The organism is Pseudomonas sp. UBA4617 (assembly GCF_002386445.1).
GTDB lineage: Bacteria > Pseudomonadota > Gammaproteobacteria > Pseudomonadales > Pseudomonadaceae > Aquipseudomonas.
The window spans coordinates 1-18,173 of the sequence record NZ_DGIR01000035.1 but is presented as its reverse complement, the minus strand read 5'-3'; the positions used below and the strand labels follow the sequence as shown (position 1 = coordinate 18,173).

At 62.6% G+C, this 18,173-nt stretch carries 16 protein-coding genes; 3 read left to right on the top strand and 13 right to left on the bottom strand.

Annotation, left to right across the window (positions count from 1 at the left end):
• The 13 genes from lpxA to rpsB form a co-directional block, all read right to left on the bottom strand.
• A complete protein-coding gene (gene lpxA / locus B4L76_RS15215; protein ID WP_296233615.1) occupies positions 1 to 777 on the bottom strand; it encodes an acyl-ACP--UDP-N-acetylglucosamine O-acyltransferase in 777 nt (258 codons plus the stop codon).
• On the bottom strand, positions 774 to 1,214 hold the full coding sequence (fabZ, locus tag B4L76_RS15210; protein ID WP_051097422.1) for a 3-hydroxyacyl-ACP dehydratase FabZ: 441 nt from the start codon (positions 1,212 to 1,214) through the stop codon (positions 774 to 776). Before fabZ ends, lpxA begins: the two co-directional genes overlap by 4 nt.
• Before the next feature lie 113 nt (positions 1,215 to 1,327).
• Positions 1,328 to 2,383, bottom strand: a complete 1,056-nt coding sequence (lpxD, locus tag B4L76_RS15205; protein WP_289134597.1) for a UDP-3-O-(3-hydroxymyristoyl)glucosamine N-acyltransferase — start codon at positions 2,381 to 2,383, stop codon at positions 1,328 to 1,330.
• Between the two features lies 1 nt (position 2,384).
• A complete protein-coding gene (locus B4L76_RS15200; RefSeq protein ID WP_015269197.1) occupies positions 2,385 to 2,888 on the bottom strand; it encodes an OmpH family outer membrane protein in 504 nt (167 codons plus the stop codon).
• A 44-nt stretch (positions 2,889 to 2,932) separates the two neighbouring features.
• On the bottom strand, positions 2,933 to 5,293 hold the full coding sequence (bamA, locus tag B4L76_RS15195) for an outer membrane protein assembly factor BamA (RefSeq protein ID WP_296233609.1): 2,361 nt from the start codon (positions 5,291 to 5,293) through the stop codon (positions 2,933 to 2,935).
• Positions 5,294 to 5,366: 73 nt separating this feature from the next.
• Positions 5,367 to 6,719, bottom strand: coding sequence for an RIP metalloprotease RseP (gene rseP / locus B4L76_RS15190; RefSeq protein WP_296233608.1), 1,353 nt, complete (start codon positions 6,717 to 6,719; stop codon positions 5,367 to 5,369).
• A 71-nt stretch (positions 6,720 to 6,790) separates the two neighbouring features.
• Entirely contained in the window at positions 6,791 to 7,981 is a 1,191-nt protein-coding gene (gene ispC, locus B4L76_RS15185; RefSeq protein ID WP_296233605.1) for a 1-deoxy-D-xylulose-5-phosphate reductoisomerase, read from the bottom strand.
• Positions 7,978 to 8,793 (bottom strand): phosphatidate cytidylyltransferase, encoded by an 816-nt coding sequence (locus B4L76_RS15180; RefSeq protein WP_296233604.1) that lies wholly within the window; start codon positions 8,791 to 8,793, stop codon positions 7,978 to 7,980. Before B4L76_RS15180 ends, ispC begins: the two co-directional genes overlap by 4 nt.
• Positions 8,793 to 9,548, bottom strand: coding sequence for a polyprenyl diphosphate synthase (gene uppS, locus B4L76_RS15175; protein ID WP_114168929.1), 756 nt, complete (start codon positions 9,546 to 9,548; stop codon positions 8,793 to 8,795). The genes B4L76_RS15180 and uppS overlap by 1 nt, the downstream gene beginning before the upstream one ends.
• A gap of 15 nt (positions 9,549 to 9,563) precedes the next feature.
• Positions 9,564 to 10,121, bottom strand: a complete 558-nt coding sequence (gene frr, locus B4L76_RS15170) for a ribosome recycling factor (RefSeq protein WP_186679220.1) — start codon at positions 10,119 to 10,121, stop codon at positions 9,564 to 9,566.
• Complete coding sequence (gene pyrH / locus B4L76_RS15165) at positions 10,118 to 10,861, bottom strand: UMP kinase (protein WP_056796398.1); 744 nt, start codon at positions 10,859 to 10,861, stop codon at positions 10,118 to 10,120. Before pyrH ends, frr begins: the two co-directional genes overlap by 4 nt.
• 181 nt (positions 10,862 to 11,042) lie before the next feature.
• Positions 11,043 to 11,906, bottom strand: a complete 864-nt coding sequence (tsf, locus tag B4L76_RS15160) for a translation elongation factor Ts (protein WP_225776613.1) — start codon at positions 11,904 to 11,906, stop codon at positions 11,043 to 11,045.
• A gap of 187 nt (positions 11,907 to 12,093) precedes the next feature.
• Positions 12,094 to 12,831: a 30S ribosomal protein S2 gene (rpsB, locus tag B4L76_RS15155; RefSeq protein WP_046616139.1), complete on the bottom strand. Its 738-nt coding sequence runs from the start codon at positions 12,829 to 12,831 to the stop codon at positions 12,094 to 12,096.
• A gap of 346 nt (positions 12,832 to 13,177) precedes the next feature.
• Here rpsB and map point away from each other — a divergent pair, with 346 nt between their 5' ends.
• The 3 genes from map to dapC are packed head-to-tail and all read left to right on the top strand — an operon-like array spanning position 13,178 to position 17,933.
• Positions 13,178 to 13,960 carry a type I methionyl aminopeptidase gene (map, locus tag B4L76_RS15150; RefSeq protein ID WP_296233597.1) on the top strand — a complete coding sequence of 261 codons (783 nt, stop codon included), beginning with the start codon at positions 13,178 to 13,180 and terminating at the stop codon, positions 13,958 to 13,960.
• Positions 13,961 to 14,003: 43 nt separating this feature from the next.
• Positions 14,004 to 16,706, top strand: coding sequence for a [protein-PII] uridylyltransferase (locus B4L76_RS15145; RefSeq protein WP_296233596.1), 2,703 nt, complete (start codon positions 14,004 to 14,006; stop codon positions 16,704 to 16,706).
• Positions 16,707 to 16,736: 30 nt separating this feature from the next.
• A complete protein-coding gene (gene dapC, locus B4L76_RS15140; RefSeq protein ID WP_296233595.1) occupies positions 16,737 to 17,933 on the top strand; it encodes a succinyldiaminopimelate transaminase in 1,197 nt (398 codons plus the stop codon).
• The last annotated feature ends 240 nt before the right edge of the window (positions 17,934 to 18,173 follow it).

The window sequence follows — 18,173 nt, the reverse complement described above, 5'->3', positions numbered from 1 at the left end:
TCAGCGGGTGATGCCGCGGGCAGAATTCACGATCGACTGACGGAACAGCTCGACCTCAGGGTGCTGCACAGCCAGTTCGGCCAGTTCCTTGAGCGCGTCTTCGACGGTCAGGCCCTGGCGGTAGACGATCTTGTAGCAACGGCGCAGCACATGGATGACTTCGTCGCTGAAACCGCGCCGGCGCATACCCTCGAAGTTCATGCTGCGGGCCTCGGCCGGGCTGCCGAACACGGTGACAAAAGCCGGGACGTCCTTGCCGATCGCCGTGCCCATGCCGGAAAACGCATGAGCGCCGATGTGGCAGTACTGGTGCACCAGGGTATAGCCGGACAGGATCGCCCAGTCGCCCACGTGCACATGCCCGGCCAGCGCTGTGTTGTTGACCAGGATGCAGTGGTTGCCGATGACGCTATCGTGGCCGATGTGGGCATAGGCCATGATCAGGTTGTGGTCGCCCACGGTGGTTTCCGCGCGGTCCTGGACGGTGCCGCGGTGGATGGTCACCCCTTCGCGGATGACGTTATGGTCACCGATCACCAGGCGCGTCGGCTCACCCTTGTACTTCAGGTCCGGGGTGTCTTCGCCGATCGAGGAAAACTGAAAGATACGGTTGTGCTTGCCGATGCGGGTCGGCCCTTTGAGCACAACATGCGGGCCGATAACGGTGCCCTCCCCGATTTCCACATCGGGGCCTACGATCGACCAGGGGCCGACCTCGACGCCATCGGCCAGTTTGGCCGATGGATCGATAATGGCCCGAGGATCAATCGAATTCATAGGGAGCGTTCCGCGCAAGTGATCTCGGCCGAACAAACCGGCTTGCCGTCGACCAGCGCACGGCACTCGAACTTCCAGATCATGCTCTTGCGGCTGAGGAACCTGGCTTCCAGCACCAGCTGGTCACCCGGCAGCACCGGCTGACGGAAGCGCAGTTTGTCGGAACCGACGAAGTAGTACAGGGTGCCATCGGCCGGCTTGGCGTCGAGCATCTTGAAACCAAGGATACCGGCTGCCTGGGCCATGGCTTCGATGATCAGAACACCGGGCATGATCGGGTGCGCCGGAAAATGTCCATTGAAGAATGGCTCGTTGATGCTGACATTCTTGTAGGCACGAATGCTCTGGGCCTCGAAGTCCAGATCCGTTACACGGTCCACCAGCAGGAACGGGTAACGGTGAGGCAGGTATTCGCGAATCTCGTTGATGTCCATCATTTCGGGGGGAAGCCTGTAATAAGAATAGGGAGCGCAGGTGCTGACCACACGCTCCTTTTGCAATCCAAAGAGGAGCCAGCTAGCGACTGTTCACTCTTGCTCAGGGAATGGTATCAGCCTTCTGATGTCGGCTGGCCACCTGAGGTCACGGTATCGACGCGTTTTTCCAGCTGCTGGAGACGCTTGGCCATGTCGTCCAGGTGGCGGATACGCGCGGCGCTCTTGCGCCATTCAGCCAATGGCTGCATGGCAGTGCCGGAAGAATAGGCACCCGGTTCGGTGATCGAACGGGTCACCATGGTCATTCCGGACACGAAAACGTTATCACAGACATCGATATGACCCACCATGCCGACACCGCCGGCGATGGTGCAATGCTTGCCGATGCGCGTACTGCCGGAAATACCGACGCAGGCGGCCATGGCCGTATGCTCACCGATCTGAACGTTGTGGGCGATCTGGATCTGGTTGTCGAGCTTGACCCCGTCAGCGATGCGCGTATCCGACAATGCACCACGGTCAACCGCGGTGTTGACACCGATTTCCACATCATCACCGATGGTCACGCCACCAATCTGGGCGATCTTGCGCCACACACCTTTCTCGTTGGCAAAGCCGAAGCCTTCGCCGCCGATCACCGCCCCCGACTGAATGACCACACGCTTACCGATGGTCACGTCATGGTACAGAGTGACCCTTGGCGCCAGCCATCCGCCCTCGCCGATCACGCAACGGGCACCGACCACGCAGTGCGCGCCCACGCTGACATTGGCGCCGATACGCGCGCCGCTTTCGATGACCGCAAACGGCCCGATGCTGGCGCTGGCATCCACCTGTGCGTCCTCAGCCACCACGGCGCTGGGATGAATACCCGCCACAGCCTTGGGTTTGGGATCGAACAGGTGGGAAATACGTGCGTAGGCCAGGTACGGATCGGCCACGATCAGTGCGTTGCCGGCAAAGCCTTCGGCATCCGCCGCCTTGAGCAGCACCGCGGCCGCCTGGCTGTTGTCCAGGTATTTGCGGTATTGCGGGTTGGCGAGGAAGCTCAACTGACCGGGGCCTGCCTCCTGCAAGGTGGCCAGCCCGGTAATCTGCAGCGCCTCGGGGCCCTTGAGGGTGGCGCCGAGAGCCTCGGCCAGCTGGCCTAGCGTCATGGTCACGGTCATATCAACGGGCTTGGTTCATGCGCTCGATGACTTGGCGGGTGATGTCGTACTGAGGTTTGACATCGATGACCGCACCACGCTCGAGGACCAGGTCATAACCACCCTTCTTGATCACTTCCTCGACTGCGCCATCCAGCTTGGGCTTCAGCTGCTTGAGCATGTCGCGGTCGGCAACGGCCTTGGCTTCGTTCAGCTCCTTGGACTGGAACTGGAAGTCACGAGCCTTCTGCTTGAACTCGAGCTCCAGGCGCTCACGCTCCTGCTGCTGCATCTTGTCGCCGCCTTTGATCAGGCGGTCCTGGATACCCTTGGCGCTGCTTTCCAGGCTTTTCAGCTTGGTCAGTTGCGGGCCGAACTTCTTCTCGGCATCCACCGCGTATTTCTTGGCGGCGTCCGATTCCAGCAGGGCCATCTGATAGTTCAGGACGGCAACCTTCATTTCGGCGAAAGCCGGGGTGGCGACCAGCGCCGCGGCCACTACGGCCAGTTGAGTCAACTTACGCACGATGCACTCCTGGATAAACCGTTGTCGTTAAGCGAGGGCCGACCTCAGAAGGTCTGGCCCAGAGAGAATTGGAACACCTGCGTGTCGGCATCGTCCGGCTTCTTCACCGGCATTGCCAGGCTGAAGCTCAACGGGCCCAGTGCAGTGATCCAGGTCACGCCGAGGCCGACCGAACTGGCCATGCCTGAGAAACCGACCTTCTCGCAATCAGGCTTGTTGCCGCAATTGGTGTCGAATACGTTACCCACGTCCCAGAACACGGAGGTGCGCAGCGAACGCTGGTCCTTGACGAACGGCAGCGGGAACAGCAGCTCGACACCACCTTGCACCAGCACGTTACCACCGAACGGCAACGGATCCTGGTCCGGGTCGGCGATGGTACCAGGCTTGCCACCGTTGGCCTCGCCACGGCTTGGCGTACTGCGCGGGCCCAGGCTGCTGTCCTTGAAGCCACGAACAGAGTTGAAACCACCGGCGAAGTAGTTCTCGTAGAACGGCAGGCCCGAAGTGCTGCCGTAACCGTCACCATAGCCCAGCTCGGTGTGCAGGCGCAGGGTGTATTCGTTGGTAATCGGCTTGAACAGCTGGCCACGGTAGTCAAGCTTGAAGAACGACAGGTCGCTACCTGGAATGGTGGATTCCAGGGTGAGGCTCTGCGAGTGACCACGGGTTGCCAGCACGCCTTTGTTCAGGGTCGATTCCGACCAACCGATCGAGGCCTTGAAGTTCAGGAAGCTGTCGCCCTCCTCTTCAAGGAAGTCGAAGATCTCGTCGACGGTGTACTTGCCGGTCTTGATCTTGTCCTGCTGCACGCTCAGGCCATAGGTCAGGCGCGAGGTTTCGCTGATCGGGTAGCCCAGGCTGACACCGGCACCGTAGCTGTCCACCGCATAGCTGGCCACGTCGACGTCGAGGTCATCGTAGTCGGTGCTGCGGTAGAAGGCGTTGTAACCCAGGCTCACGCCATCGGCAGTGAAGTAGGGGTCGACGAAGCCGAAGTTGTAGCGGGTCTGGTATTCCGAACGGGTCAGGCCGATGGATACCTTGTTACCGGTACCGAGGAAGTTGCTCTGGCTGATCGAACCACCGAGGATCAGGCCGGCGCTCTGGGCGAAACCGACGCTGGCGGTGATCGAGCCGGAGGCTTGCTCTTCGACGCTGTAGTTGACATCGACCTGGTCGTCGGTGCCTGGCACCGGCGGGGTCTCGACGTTGACTTCCTTGAAGAAGCCCAGGCGCTCCAGACGGGTCTTGGACTGGTCAATCAGGTAGGTCGAGGCCCAGCCACCTTCCATCTGACGCATTTCGCGACGCAGCACTTCGTCTTCGGTCTTGGTGTTGCCACGATAGTTGATGCGGTTGACGTAGGCACGCTTGCCCGGGTCGACCACGAACATGATGTCGACGGTATGGTCTTCATCGTTCGGCTTCGGCACCCCGTTGACGTTGGCGAACGTATAGCCTTCGTTACCCAGGCGGCGGGTAATCAGTTCGGAGGTAGTGGTCATCACCTTGCGCGAGAACACCTGGCCTGGCTGCACCAGCAGCAACGACTTGACCTGGTCTTCCGGCACTTTGAGGTCACCGGACAGCTTCACGTCGCGAACGGTGTACTTCTCGCCTTCGTTGATGTTGACGGTAATGTAGACGTGCTTCTTGTCCGGCGTGATGGACACCTGGGTGGAAGCGATGTCCATGTTGATGTAGCCGCGGTCCAGGTAGTAGGAACGCAGGCGCTCCAGGTCACCGGACAGTTTTTCGCGGGCGTACTTGTCGTCGTTCTTGAAGAACGACAGCCAGTTGGTGGTCTTCAGCTCGAACAGCTGCGCCAGGGTCTCGTCGTCGAACACGTTGTTGCCGACGATGTTGATGTGCTGGATGGCGGCGACGGTGCCTTCGTTGATCTTGATCTTCAGCGCCACACGGTTGCGCGGCTGCGGCACCACCTCGGCGTCGACCTCGGCCGAGTAGCGGCCCTGGGCCACATACTGGCGCTGCAGCTCGTTACGCACGCCTTCGAGGGTGGCTCGCTGGAAGATCTCGCCTTCGGCCAGGCCCGATTGCTTCAGCCCCTTCATCAGGTCTTCGGTGCTGATCGCCTTGTTGCCTTCGATCTCGATGCTCGACACCGACGGGCGCTCAACCACATTGATGATCAGGACATTGCCATCGCGGTTCAGCTGGATGTCCTGGAAGAAGCCGGTCTTGAACAGGGAACGGGTCGATTCCACCAGGCGGCGGTCATCGGCCTGGTCGCCGACGTTCAGCGGCAGCGCACCAAACACGCTGCCGGCGGAAACCCGCTGCAGGCCGTTGACGCGGATATCGGAGATGGTGAAGGACTCGGCGTGAACTTCAGCGATCATCAGTGCGGACATGACCGCAGTTAGCAGCAGACGTTTCATGAAGTCCTTTTATTCCAACTGGCAATAAACAACCCGCCGTCACTAAACGGCAGGTTCGCAATTGAGCGAAGCTTTATAGTCGACCCAGATCGTTGATCAGGGCGAGCAACATCACCCCTATGACCAAACTGATACCGATCTGGACCCCCCAACCTTGCACCCGATCCGACAGCGGACGACCGCGCACCCACTCGACCAGGTAAAACAGCAAATGCCCCCCATCCAGAACCGGAATGGGCAGCAGGTTAAGAACCCCCAGGCTTATGCTCAGGTAGGCCAGGAAATTCAGGAAATCCCCCACGCCGGACTGGGCTGAAGCGCCCGCCACTTTAGCAATGGTTATCGGTCCGCTCAAGTTTTTTACCGAGAGCTCCCCGAACAGCATTTTCTTCAGCGATTCAAGGGTCAGGACGCTCATGCTCCAGGTCCGCGACAAGCCCTCACCCACCGCTTCCAGCGGGCCGTAGCTGACTTCGCGGAGCATGCTGGCAGGCCACTCGCCACCTTTTACCCCGGCACCGAGATAGCCACCGGACGCCTTGCCCTCGCCCTTGCGCGCCAGGGTCACCGGCAGTTCCAGCGCAGCGCCGTCACGCTCGATACGCACCAGAACCTTGGCTTGCGGGCGGGCGCGCACGGCATCGACCACCTGCTGCCACTCGGTCACGGCAATACCATCGAGGGCCAGCAGCTTGTCACCGGTTTTCAGGCCGGCAGCGGCAGCCGGCCCCTTCGGATCGATTTCGGCCAGCACCGGCACGATCGCCGGGCGCCAGGGCTGCAGGCCCAGGGACTGGATCGGGTCGGGCTCGTCGGCTCCCTTGAGCCAGCTGTCCAGCTTCACCTGCAACTGACGCTCGGCAGTGGCGCCCTCGTCGCGCACGCCTACCTGCAAGGTACCACTCTCGCCCAGGCGTCGGACCAGCTGCAGGTTGACCGCCGACCAGCCATTGGTCGGCTTGCCATCGATGGAGACGATTTCCTGACCTGCGGCCAGGCCTGCCGAAGCTGCCAGGCTGCCAGCTTCGACGGCGCCGATCACCGGACGGACCTGCTGGGTACCCAGCATCGCCAGCACCCAGAAGAACAGGATGGCCAGCAGGAAGTTGGCAACCGGGCCGGCTGCGACGATGGCGATGCGCTGGCGCACGGACTTGCGGTTGAACGACTGGTCGACCAGCGCCGGCGGCACCTCGCCTTCGCGCTCGTCGAGCATCTTGACGTAGCCACCCAGCGGGATTGCGGCCACCACGAATTCGGTGCCATGGCGATCATGCCAACGCAGCAATGGCGTGCCGAAGCCCACCGAGAAGCGGAGTACCTTGACCCCGCAGCGACGCGCCACCCAGAAGTGGCCGAACTCATGGAAGGTGACCAGCACCCCCAAGGCCACGAGGGTGCCGATAATCATGTAGAGCGCTGTCATATCCATCTCCGAATGATGTTCAGCGGGCCGGCGTCGTGCCGCCCTCCCTCGTTAACCATGGCGGGCCTGCATCAGCGACCGTGGCGCCTCAGCCATTCACGGGAAAGCTCCCGGGCACGCTGGTCGGCGGCGAACACCGCATCCAGCGACGGCAGCGGCATGACGGGCTCCTGATCGAGCACCTGTTCGATCATACCCGCGATTTCCGGGAAGCGGATACGCCGTTGGAGAAATGCCTCGACCGCGATTTCGTTGACCGCATTGAGCACCGCCGGCGCGCTGTTGCCAGCCTCGGCAGCCTGCCGCGCCAGGCGCAGGCAAGGGAAGCGCTGTTCGTCGGGCGCCTGGAAATCCAGACGGGCGATGGCGAACAGGTCCAGCGGGGCCACCCCGGAATCAATCCGTTCGGGCCAGGCCAGGGCGTTGGCAATAGGCGTGCGCATGTCCGGGTTACCCAGCTGCGCCAGCACCGAACCGTCGACGTAATCCACCAGGGAGTGAATCACGCTCTGCGGGTGCACCACCACCTCGATCCTGGCCGGTGCTGCATCGAACAGCCAGCAGGCCTCGATCAGCTCCAGCCCCTTGTTCATCATGCTGGCGGAGTCCACGGAAATCTTGCGCCCCATGGACCAGTTGGGGTGCGCGCAGGCCTGTTCCGGCGTGACGTTGAGCAGCGCCTCGACGGGCGTCTCGCGGAACGGGCCGCCGGAAGCGGTGAGCAGGATCCGGCGCACACCTACGGCACTCAGGCCGCGCGCATAGTCGCCAGGCATGCACTGGAAGATCGCGTTGTGCTCGCTGTCGATCGGCAGCAGCACAGCACCACTGCGCCGCACCGCGTCCATGAACAGCGCGCCAGACATCACCAGCGCCTCCTTGTTGGCCAGCAGCACCTTCTTGCCGGCCTCGACCGCCGCCAGGGTGGGGCGCAAGCCGGCGGCACCGACGATGGCCGCCATCACGGCGTCGACTTCCGCCGCGCAAGCCACCTGGCACAGCCCGGCCTCGCCTTCCAGCACTTCGGTGGCGCAACCCGCCGCAGCCAGGCCTTCGCGCAGACGCCCGGCCGCCTCGGCCACCGGCACCACGGCAAACGCCGGGCGATGGCGCAAACACAGGGCCAGCAACTCGTCGATACGCGAATAGCCGCTCAGGGCGAACACTTGATAGCGGTCAGGATGGCGCGCGATGACATCCAGCGTGCTCAGGCCGATGGAGCCAGTGGCGCCAAGCACGGTAATGCGCTGCGGACGGCTCACATCACACCCCATTCTGCAGCCCACAACAGCACGGCGAAAATCGGGATGGCGGCAGTCAGGCTGTCGATGCGATCCAGCACCCCGCCGTGACCGGGCAGCAGGTTGCTGCTGTCCTTGATACCGGAGCGGCGCTTGAACATGCTTTCGGTCAGGTCACCGACCACCGACGACATGACCACCAGCGCGGCACCCATCAGGCCCAGCAGGATCTGGCCGACGCTCCAGTCGCGGCTGACCCCGACCACCACGGTGATGGCCAGGCTGACCGCCAGGCCGCCATACACGCCTTCCCAGCTCTTGCCCGGGCTGACCTGCGGGGCCAGCTTGCGCTTGCCGAAGGCACGACCGGAGAAATACGCACCAATATCAGCAGCCCACACCAGCACCATGACCGACAGGATCAGCCAGTTACCCAGCGACCAGTGCTTGAGCAGCACCAGCCCCTGCCAGGCCGGCAGCAACACCAGCAGGCCGATCAGCAGGCGGCAGGCGGCGCTGGCCCACAGTTCGCTGCTGCGCGGATAGGTCAGCACCAGCCAGGTGGCCAGCCCCCACCAGATCACCGCAGCGCCCAGCACCCAGGGCGCCAGCTCGGGAAGGATATACAGCAGCATCAGCGCTCCGGCGACCACCGCGGCATAGGCGATACGCAGCGGCTGGGCCATCAGCCCGGCCAGGCGTGCCCACTCCCAGGCGCCGAGGGTTACCACAAAGCCGATGAACAGGGCGAAATCCCCGCCATTGAGCAGGAAGAAGCCACCCAGCGCGATCGGCAGCAGGATCAGTGCGGTAATGATGCGTTGTTTAAGCATTAAGCACGAGCTCCAGCCTCGACCTGCTCGCTGGTCTTACCGAAGCGGCGCTGGCGCGAAGCGAAATCGGCCAGGGCATTGCGCATGGCCTCGTGTTTGAAATCCGGCCAGTACAAGTCGGAGAAGTACAGCTCGGCATAAGCCAGCTGCCACAGCAGGAAATTGCTGATGCGGTGCTCACCACCGGTGCGGATGCACAGGTCCGGCAGCGGCAGTTCGCCGGTTGCCAGGCAAGTCTGCAACAGGCCCGGGGTAATGTCTTCCGGGCGCAGGTGCCCGGCTTGCACTTCCCGCGCCAGGCGCTGGGCGGCCTGGGCGATGTCCCACTGGCCACCGTAGTTGGCCGCGATCTGCAGGATGAAACGGTTGTTGCCGGCAGTCAGCGCCTCGGCCTCGCGCATGGCAGCCTGCAGTTCCGGATGGAAACGCGAACGGTCACCGATGATACGCAGGCTGATGTTGTTCTCGTTCAGGCGCCTGGCCTCGCGGCGCAGGGCCGAGAAGAACAGCTCCATCAGCGCACCGACCTCTTCGGCGGGGCGCTGCCAGTTTTCGCTGGAGAACGCGAACAGGGTCAGCACCTCGACCCCGGATTCTGCACATACCTCGATGACCGCGCGAACGGCGTCGACACCCGCCTTGTGCCCGGCAACGCCGGGCAGCAGGCGCTTTTTCGCCCAGCGGTTGTTGCCATCCATGATGATCGCGACATGACGCGGCACCGAGGACGGCACCGCTGGCTTGGTCTTTTCCATTAAAAAGCCCCGGCCTTAGACGGCCATCAGGTCCTTTTCCTTGGCTTTGAAGGCGGCATCTACCTCGGCAACGAACTTGTCGGTCAGCTTCTGGATCTCGTCGGCGGCGCGACGTTCTTCGTCTTCGCTGATTTCCTTGTCCTTGGTCAGCTTCTTCAGCTCGGCCAGGGCATCGCGGCGCACGTTGCGCACTGCGACCTTGGCATCCTCGGCAACGCCGCTGGCCTGCTTGGTGTAACCCTTGCGGGTTTCCTCGGTCAGGGCCGGCATCGGCACACGAATGGTAGTGCCGGCGCTGGACGGGTTCAGGCCCAGGTCGGAGGTGAGGATGGCCTTCTCGATGGCAGCACTGAGGTTCTTGTCGTGGGCGACGATCTTCAGGGTGCGGGCATCTTCGACGGTGATCGCGGCCACCTGGTTCAGCGGCATCTCGCTGCCCCAGGCCGGGACCTTGACGCTATCCAGGATGCTTGGGTGCGCGCGACCGGTACGGATTGCCGCCAGGTTGCGGCCCAAGGCCTCGAGGGACTTGGTCATGCGCTCCTGCGCGTCTTTCTTGATGTCGTTGATCATGCTTGGCCTTCCTCGATCAGAGTGCCTTCAGCGCCACCCACCACGATGTTCAGCAGGGCGCCAGGCTTGTTCATGTTGAATACCCGCAATGGCATCTTGTGGTCACGGCACAGGCAGATTGCGGTCAGGTCCATCACACCCAGCTTGCGATCCAGCACCTCGTCGTAGGTCAGGTGATCGAACTTCTCGGCGTGCGGGTCCTTGAATGGATCGGCAGTGTACACACCATCGACCTTGGTCGCCTTCAGCACCACGTCGGCATCGATTTCGATGGCGCGCAGGCAGGCCGCGGAGTCGGTGGTGAAGAACGGGTTGCCGGTACCGGCGGAGAAAATTACCACATCCCCGGAGTTGAGGTGGCGAATAGCTTTGCGACGATCGTAATGATCGGTGACGCCGACCATGGAAATGGCCGACATGACCAGGGCCGGGATGTTCGAGCGCTCCAGCGCATCGCGCATGGCCAGGGCGTTCATCACGGTGGCCAGCATGCCCATGTGGTCACCGGTAACGCGGTCCATGCCGGCTGCGCTGAGCGCGGCGCCGCGGAACAGGTTGCCACCGCCGATCACCAGGCCGACCTGGACCCCGATCCCTACCAGCTGGCCAACTTCAAGGGCCATGCGATCCAGCACCTTCGGGTCGATTCCGAAGTCTTCCGAGCCCATCAGGGCCTCGCCGCTAAGTTTGAGCAAAATGCGTTTATAGCGAGGTTGGCGACCACTCACCTGCTGAGCCATTGCGAGTCTCTCCTGCGGCGTACTTTTAGAAAATTCGTGCGGGCTGTTTTCAGCCTGCTAACTGTAGCGTGGCACCGCTTCGGTGCCAGCGAAGAGAGAGCCGGATAAACCCCTCTCCGTTTTGACAAAGAGGCTGCGCGCGTGAGCGGGCAGCCTCTTCGGGGCGACAGACGGGGCTGTCTTACTGCTTGGCAGCAGCGACCTGGGCGGCAACTTCTTCAGCGAAGTTGTCGACTGGCTTCTCGATGCCTTCGCCGACTTTGAAGTAGGTGAAGGAAACGATTTCAGCACCGGCTTTCTTGGCCAGCTCGCCAACCTTGACTTCCGGGTTCATGACGAAGGCCTGCTCGACCAGCGAGGCTTCGGCCAGGAACTTCGAGATACGACCCTTGATCATGTTCTCGACGATGTTCTCTGGCTTGCCGGCGATCTTGTCAGCGTTCAGCTGCAGGAAGACGCCCTTTTCGCGCTCGATCGCTTCGGCCGAAACTTCCGACGGCAGCAGGAACTCAGGGTTCGAAGCGGCAACGTGCATGGCGATGTTCTTGGCCAGCTCGACGTCGCCGCCTTTCAGGACAACGGCAGCGCCGATCTTGTTGCCGTGCAGGTAGGCACCGACCACGTCACCTTCAACGCGCACCAGGCGACGGATGTTGACGTTTTCGCCGCACTTGGCGACCAGCGCTTCACGCGCAGCTTCACGCGATGCGATCAGCGGAGCGGCGTCGGTCAGCTTCTGGGCGAAGGCCTCTTCGATGCTGTCGGCTACGAAAGCCTTGAAGTCGTCTTGCAGGGCCAGGAAGTCGGTCTGCGAGTTCACTTCCAGCAGGACGGCGGATTTACCGTCGGTCTTGACCGCGATAGCGCCTTCAGCAGCGACGTTGCCAGCCTTCTTGGCGGCCTTGATGGCGCCCGAGGCACGCATGTCGTCAATGGCTTTCTCGATGTCGCCGCCGGCCTTTTCCAGGGCCTTCTTGCAATCCATCATGCCTTCGCCGGTACGCTCGCGCAGTTCTTTGACCAGCGCTGCAGTAATTGCTGCCATTTCAAAATCCTCTTGGAAAGTTTTTCAACCATTCCACCCGTTGCTCACGGGCGTTCAATTCTGCAAATCCACTGTGTCTATCTCAGCAAGGCCCATGATGCGGGGGCGATGCTGACAGCAGGATTTCAAGGTGGCAAAAAGGGGGCAGAGCCCCCTTTTTGCGTGCCAAGTCGACGCTAGCGTCTAATTACTCGGCAGCAGGTGCAGCCGCTTCTTCAGCGTAAACTTCGGTGCCGCCGGCAACGTTGTTGCGGCCACGGATGACTGCGTCAGCCATCGAAGTCATGTACAGCTCGATAGCGCGGATGGCGTCATCGTTACCTGGGATGATGTAGTCAACACCTTCCGGGCTGCTGTTGGTATCGACAACGCCGATAACCGGAATGCCCAGTTTGTTGGCTTCGGTGATCGCGATGCGCTCGTGATCAACGTCGATAACGAACAGAGCGTCAGGCAGACCGCCCATGTCCTTGATACCGCCCAGGCTGCGATCCAGTTTTTCCAGGTCGCGGGAGCGCATCAGGGCTTCTTTCTTGGTCAGCTTGGCGAAAGTGCCGTCTTCGGCCTGGGTTTCCAGGTCGCGCAGACGCTTGATCGAAGCGCGGATGGTCTTGTAGTTGGTCAGCATGCCGCCCAACCAACGGTGGTCAACGTATGGCGAACCGCAACGAGCAGCCTGCTCGGCGACGATCTTGCCAGCGGAACGCTTGGTGCCGACGAACAGGATCTTGTTCTTGCCCTGGGCCAGGCGCTCTACGAACGCCAGGGCGTCGTTGAACATCGGCAGGGTTTTTTCCAGGTTGACGATGTGGATCTTGTTGCGCGCGCCGAAAATGTACTTGCCCATTTTCGGGTTCCAGTAACGGGTCTGGTGGCCGAAGTGCACACCGGCCTTCAGCATATCGCGCATGTTGACTTGGGACATGATAGTTCCTTGATAAGTCGGGTTGGGCCTCCACGTATCCCAATGACCAACCCGCGAATTCTGCAACTCGGGGCACCCAGGCCATCGTGTCGACACGTGTGTGGGTTAAGTGCTGACGGGGTCGTCCCCGAAAGCGGCGCATTTTATACCACAGACAGCGGCCGAACGGAACCCGGATACTGTTGCGTCCGTCAGCGGTTTTTGCAGCACCCCGGCTTTCGCGCCAGAATGCCAGCTATAGACAGCAGCATAAGCGTCTTTATCCCGACCGATCGGCGCCCTGCTCTGCTAGAATCCGGCCTTTCCCGTTTGTTCGCGCCGCATGCGGCGCTGTAGAGAGCCTGTAATGACCGTCACCATCAAGACCGCAGAAGACATCGAGAAGATGCGCATCGCCGGCCGCCTGGCCGCCGAAGTGCTGGAAATGATCGAAGAACACGTCAAGCCCGGGGTCACCACCGAAGAGCTGGACCGCCTGTGCCACGACTACATCGTCAATGTCCAGCAGGCTATCCCGGCGCCGCTCAACTACAAGGGCTACCCGAAGTCGATCTGCACCTCGATCAACCATGTGGTCTGCCATGGCATTCCCAACGACAAGCCGCTCAAGGACGGTGACACGCTGAACATCGATGTCACCGTGATCAAGGACGGCTACCACGGCGACACCAGCCGCATGTTCCACGTCGGCAACGTGCCGGTATGGGCCGAGCGCCTGTCCAAGGTTACCCAGGAGTGCATGTACAAGGCCATCGAGCTGGTCAGGCCGGGCTGCCGCCTGGGCGACATCGGCGAAGTGATCCAGAAGCACGCGGAAAAGAACGGTTTCTCGGTGGTGCGCGAGTTCTGCGGCCACGGTATCGGCAAGGTGTTCCACGAAGAGCCGCAGATCCTTCACTACGGCCGCGCCGGCACCGGCATGGAGCTGAAGGAAGGCATGACCTTCACCATCGAGCCGATGATCAACCAGGGCAAGGCCGACACCAAGGTACTGGGCGACGGCTGGACGGCCATCACCAAGGACCGCAAGCTTTCGGCCCAGTGGGAACACACCCTGGTGGTGACCGCGACCGGCTACGAGATCTTCACCCTGCGCAAGGACGACACCATCCCGCGCACCTCGGCCTGAGCGTACTCAGCCAACGGCCACCCCTCGACAGGAACCTGACGCGATGCCCCAGGTGGATTCCGAGCTGTTCGACCGTGGCCAGTTCCAGGCGGAACTGGCCCTCAAGGCGAGCCCCATCGCCGCCTTCAAGAAGGCCATCCGCCAGGCCGGCGAGGTGCTTGACAGGCGTTTTCGCAGCGGCGGCGAAATCCGCCCGCTGATCGAGGCCCGCGCCTGGCTCGTCGACAATATCCTGCAACAGGCATGGAACCAGTTCGACTGGGGCGACCACAGCGGCATTGCCCTGGTCGCGGTTGGCGGCTACGGGCGCGGCGAGCTGCACCCGCATTCGGACATCGACCTGCTGATCCTGCTGGGTGCCGCCGAACACGAGCAGTACCGCGACGCCATCGAGCGCTTTCTCACCCTGCTGTGGGACATCGGCCTGGAAGTGGGCCAGAGCGTGCGCACCGTCGACGAGTGTGCCGAGCAGGCCCGCGCCGACCTGACGGTCATCACCAACCTGATGGAAAGCCGCACCATCGCCGGCCCCGAGGCCTTGCGCCAGCGCATGCTGGAGGTGACCGACACCACGCACATGTGGCCGAGCAAGGACTTCTTCCTGGCCAAACGCGCCGAGCTCAAAGCCCGCCACCACAAGTACAACGACACCGAATACAACCTCGAACCCAACGTGAAAGGTTCGCCCGGTGGCCTGCGAGACATCCAGACCGTGCTCTGGGTGGCGCGTCGTCAGTATGGCACCCTCAACCTGCATGCCCTGGCCGACGAAGGCTTTTTGCTGGAAAGCGAGAACGAACTGCTGGCTTCTTCCCAGGACTTCCTGTGGAAGGTGCGTTATGCCTTGCACATGCTGGCCGGGCGTGCCGAGGACCGCCTGCTGTTCGACCACCAGCGCAGCATCGCCACGCTGCTGGGCTACAGCGACGACAACCCCAAGCGGGCCATCGAGCAGTTCATGCAGCAGTACTACCGGGTGGTGATGAGCATCAGCCAGCTGTGCGACCTGATCATCCAGCATTTCGAAGAGGTCATCCTGGCCGATGACGACAGCGGTACTACCCAGCCGCTGAATGCGCGCTTCCGCCTGCATGATGGCTATATAGAAGCCACCCGGCCGAACGTGTTCAAGCGCACCCCGTTCGCCATGCTGGAGATCTTCGTGCTGATGGCCCAGCACCCCGAGATCAAGGGCGTGCGCGCCGATACCGTGCGATTGCTGCGCGAACACCGGCACCTGATCGACGACACCTTCCGCACCGACATCCGCAACACCAGCCTGTTCATCGAGCTGTTCAAGTGTGAAATCGGCATCCACCGCAACCTGCGGCGGATGAACCGCTACGGCATCCTGGGCCGCTACCTGCCGGAATTCGGCCTGATCGTCGGGCAGATGCAGCACGACCTGTTCCACATCTATACGGTCGACGCGCACACCCTCAATCTCATCAAGCACCTGCGCAAGCTGCAGTACACGCCGGTGTCCGAGAAATTCCCGCTGGCCAGCAAGCTCATGGGGCGCCTGCCCAAGCCCGAGCTGATCTACCTGGCCGGCCTGTACCACGACATCGGCAAGGGCCGCCAGGGCGACCACTCGGACCTGGGCGCGCTGGATGCGCAGAAGTTCTGCGAACGCCACCAGTTGCCGGCCTGGGACAGCCGCCTGATCGTCTGGCTGGTGCAGAACCACCTGGTGATGTCTACCACTGCCCAGCGCAAGGACCTGTCCGACCCACAGGTGATCAACGACTTCGCCCTGCACGTGGGCGACGAAACGCGCCTGGACTACCTGTACGTGCTGACCGTGGCCGACATCAACGCCACCAACCCCAGCCTGTGGAACTCGTGGCGCGCCAGCCTGCTGCGCCAGCTGTACACCGAGACCAAGCGCGCCCTGCGCCGTGGCCTGGAAAACCCGCTGGACCGCGAGGAGCAGATTCGCCAGACCCAGTCCGCAGCACTGGATATCCTGGTACGCGAGGGCACCGACCCGGATGACGTCGAGCAATTGTGGTCGCAGCTGGGCGATGACTACTTCCTCAAGCACACCGCCGCCGACGTGGCCTGGCACAGTGACGCGATCCTGCAGCAACCGGCCGACGGCGGGCCGCTGGTGCTGATCAAGGAAACCACCCAGCGCGAATTCGAAGGTGGCACGCAGATCTTCATCTACGCCCCCGACCAGCACGACTTTTTTGCCGTGACGGTGGCGGCGATGTCGCAACTGAACCTGAACATCCATGACGCGCGGATCATCACCTCGAGCAGCCAGTTCACCCTCGACACCTATATCGTGCTGGACAACGATGGCGGCTCGATCGGCGACAACCCGCAGCGGGTCAAGCAGATTCGCGACGGCCTGACCGAAGCGCTGCGCAACCCCGAGAACTACCCGACCATCATCCAGCGCCGGGTCCCGCGCCAGCTCAAGCACTTCGACTTCCCGCCGCAGGTAACCATCCTCAACGATGCCCAGCGGCCGGTGACCATCCTCGAAATCACCGCGCCCGACCGCCCAGGCCTGCTGGCCCGGCTGGGGCGGATCTTCCTGGAGTTCGACCTGTCGCTGCAGAATGCGAAGATCGCCACCCTTGGCGAGCGGGTGGAAGACGTGTTCTTCATCACCGACGCCGACAACCAGCCGCTGTCCGACCCACAGCTGTGCAGCCGCCTGCAGGAGGCCATTGTCCAGCAGCTGCAGGCCGGCCAGGCCAGCGATACCAGCCCGACCCGCGTGACCTTTTAACGACCAGACGATTGACGAGACCTTGCGCCGATGAACCATGCCTTGACCCAGCTTCAGCCCTACCCGTTCGAGAAACTCCGCGCCCTGCTGGGCAGCGTGAAGCCGGCGGCGGACAAACGCGCCATCGCCCTGTCGATCGGTGAGCCGAAGCATGAATCGCCGGCGTTCGTCGCCCAGGCCATGGCCGACAACCTCGACAAGCTGGCGGTATACCCCAGCACCATCGGCCTGCCGGCATTGCGCCAGGCGATCGGCCAGTGGTGCGAGCGCCGCTTTGGCGTCCCGGCCGGCTGGCTGGACGCCGAGCGCCATATCCTGCCGGTCAACGGCACCCGCGAGGCGCTGTTCGCCTTCACCCAGGCCGTGGTCAACCGCGCCGATGATGGCCTGGTGGTCAGCCCCAACCCGTTCTACCAGATCTACGAAGGTGCAGCGCTGCTGGCCGGTGCCACCCCGCACTACCTGCCGTGCCTGGAAAGCAACGGTTTCAACCCCGACTTCGATGCCGTGCCGGCCCAGGTGTGGCAACGCTGCCAGATCCTGTTCCTGTGCTCGCCGGGCAACCCCACGGGCGCGCTGGTGCCGATGACCACCCTGAAAAAGCTGATTGCCCTGGCCGACCAGCACGACTTCGTGATTGCCGCCGACGAGTGCTACAGCGAGCTGTACTTCGATGAAGACGCCCCGCCACCGGGCCTGCTGACTGCCTGTGCGGAGCTGGGCCGCAGCGACTTCAAGCGCTGCGTGGTGTTCCACAGCCTGTCCAAGCGCTCCAACCTGCCGGGCCTGCGTTCGGGCTTCGTCGCCGGTGATGCCGAGATCATCAAACCGTTCCTGCTGTACCGCACCTATCATGGCTGTGCCATGCCGGTACAAACCCAACTGGCCAGCATTGCCGCCTGGCAGGACGAGGCGCATGTGCGCGAGAACCGCGACCAGTACCGCGCCAAATACGATGCCGTGCTGGACATCCTGCAACCGGTGCTGGACGTGCAGCGCCCGGATGGCAGCTTCTACCTGTGGGCCAAGGTGCCCGGTGACGATGCCGAATTCACCCGTGACCTGTTCGAGGCCCAGCATGTGACGGTGGTGCCGGGGTCGTACCTGTCGCGCGAAGTGGATGGAGTGAACCCGGGTGCCGGGCGTGTGCGCATGGCGCTGGTTGCGCCGCTGGCCGAGTGCATCGAGGCGGCGGAGCGGATTCGCGCGTTCCTGCAAGGCCGCTGACTGGATTGGGGCGCTTTGCGCCCCATTCGCGGGACAAGCCCGCTCCCACAGGCTCTCCATTGCATCTGAGGTTGATGGGGACCTGTGGGATTGGGGACGCTTTGCACCCCATTCGCGGGACAAGCCCGCTCCCACAGGCTCTCCATTGCATCTGAGGTTGATGGGGACCTGTGGGATTGGGGGCGCTTTGCGCCCCATTCGCGGGACAAGCCCGCTCCCACAGGCTCTTCATTGCATCTG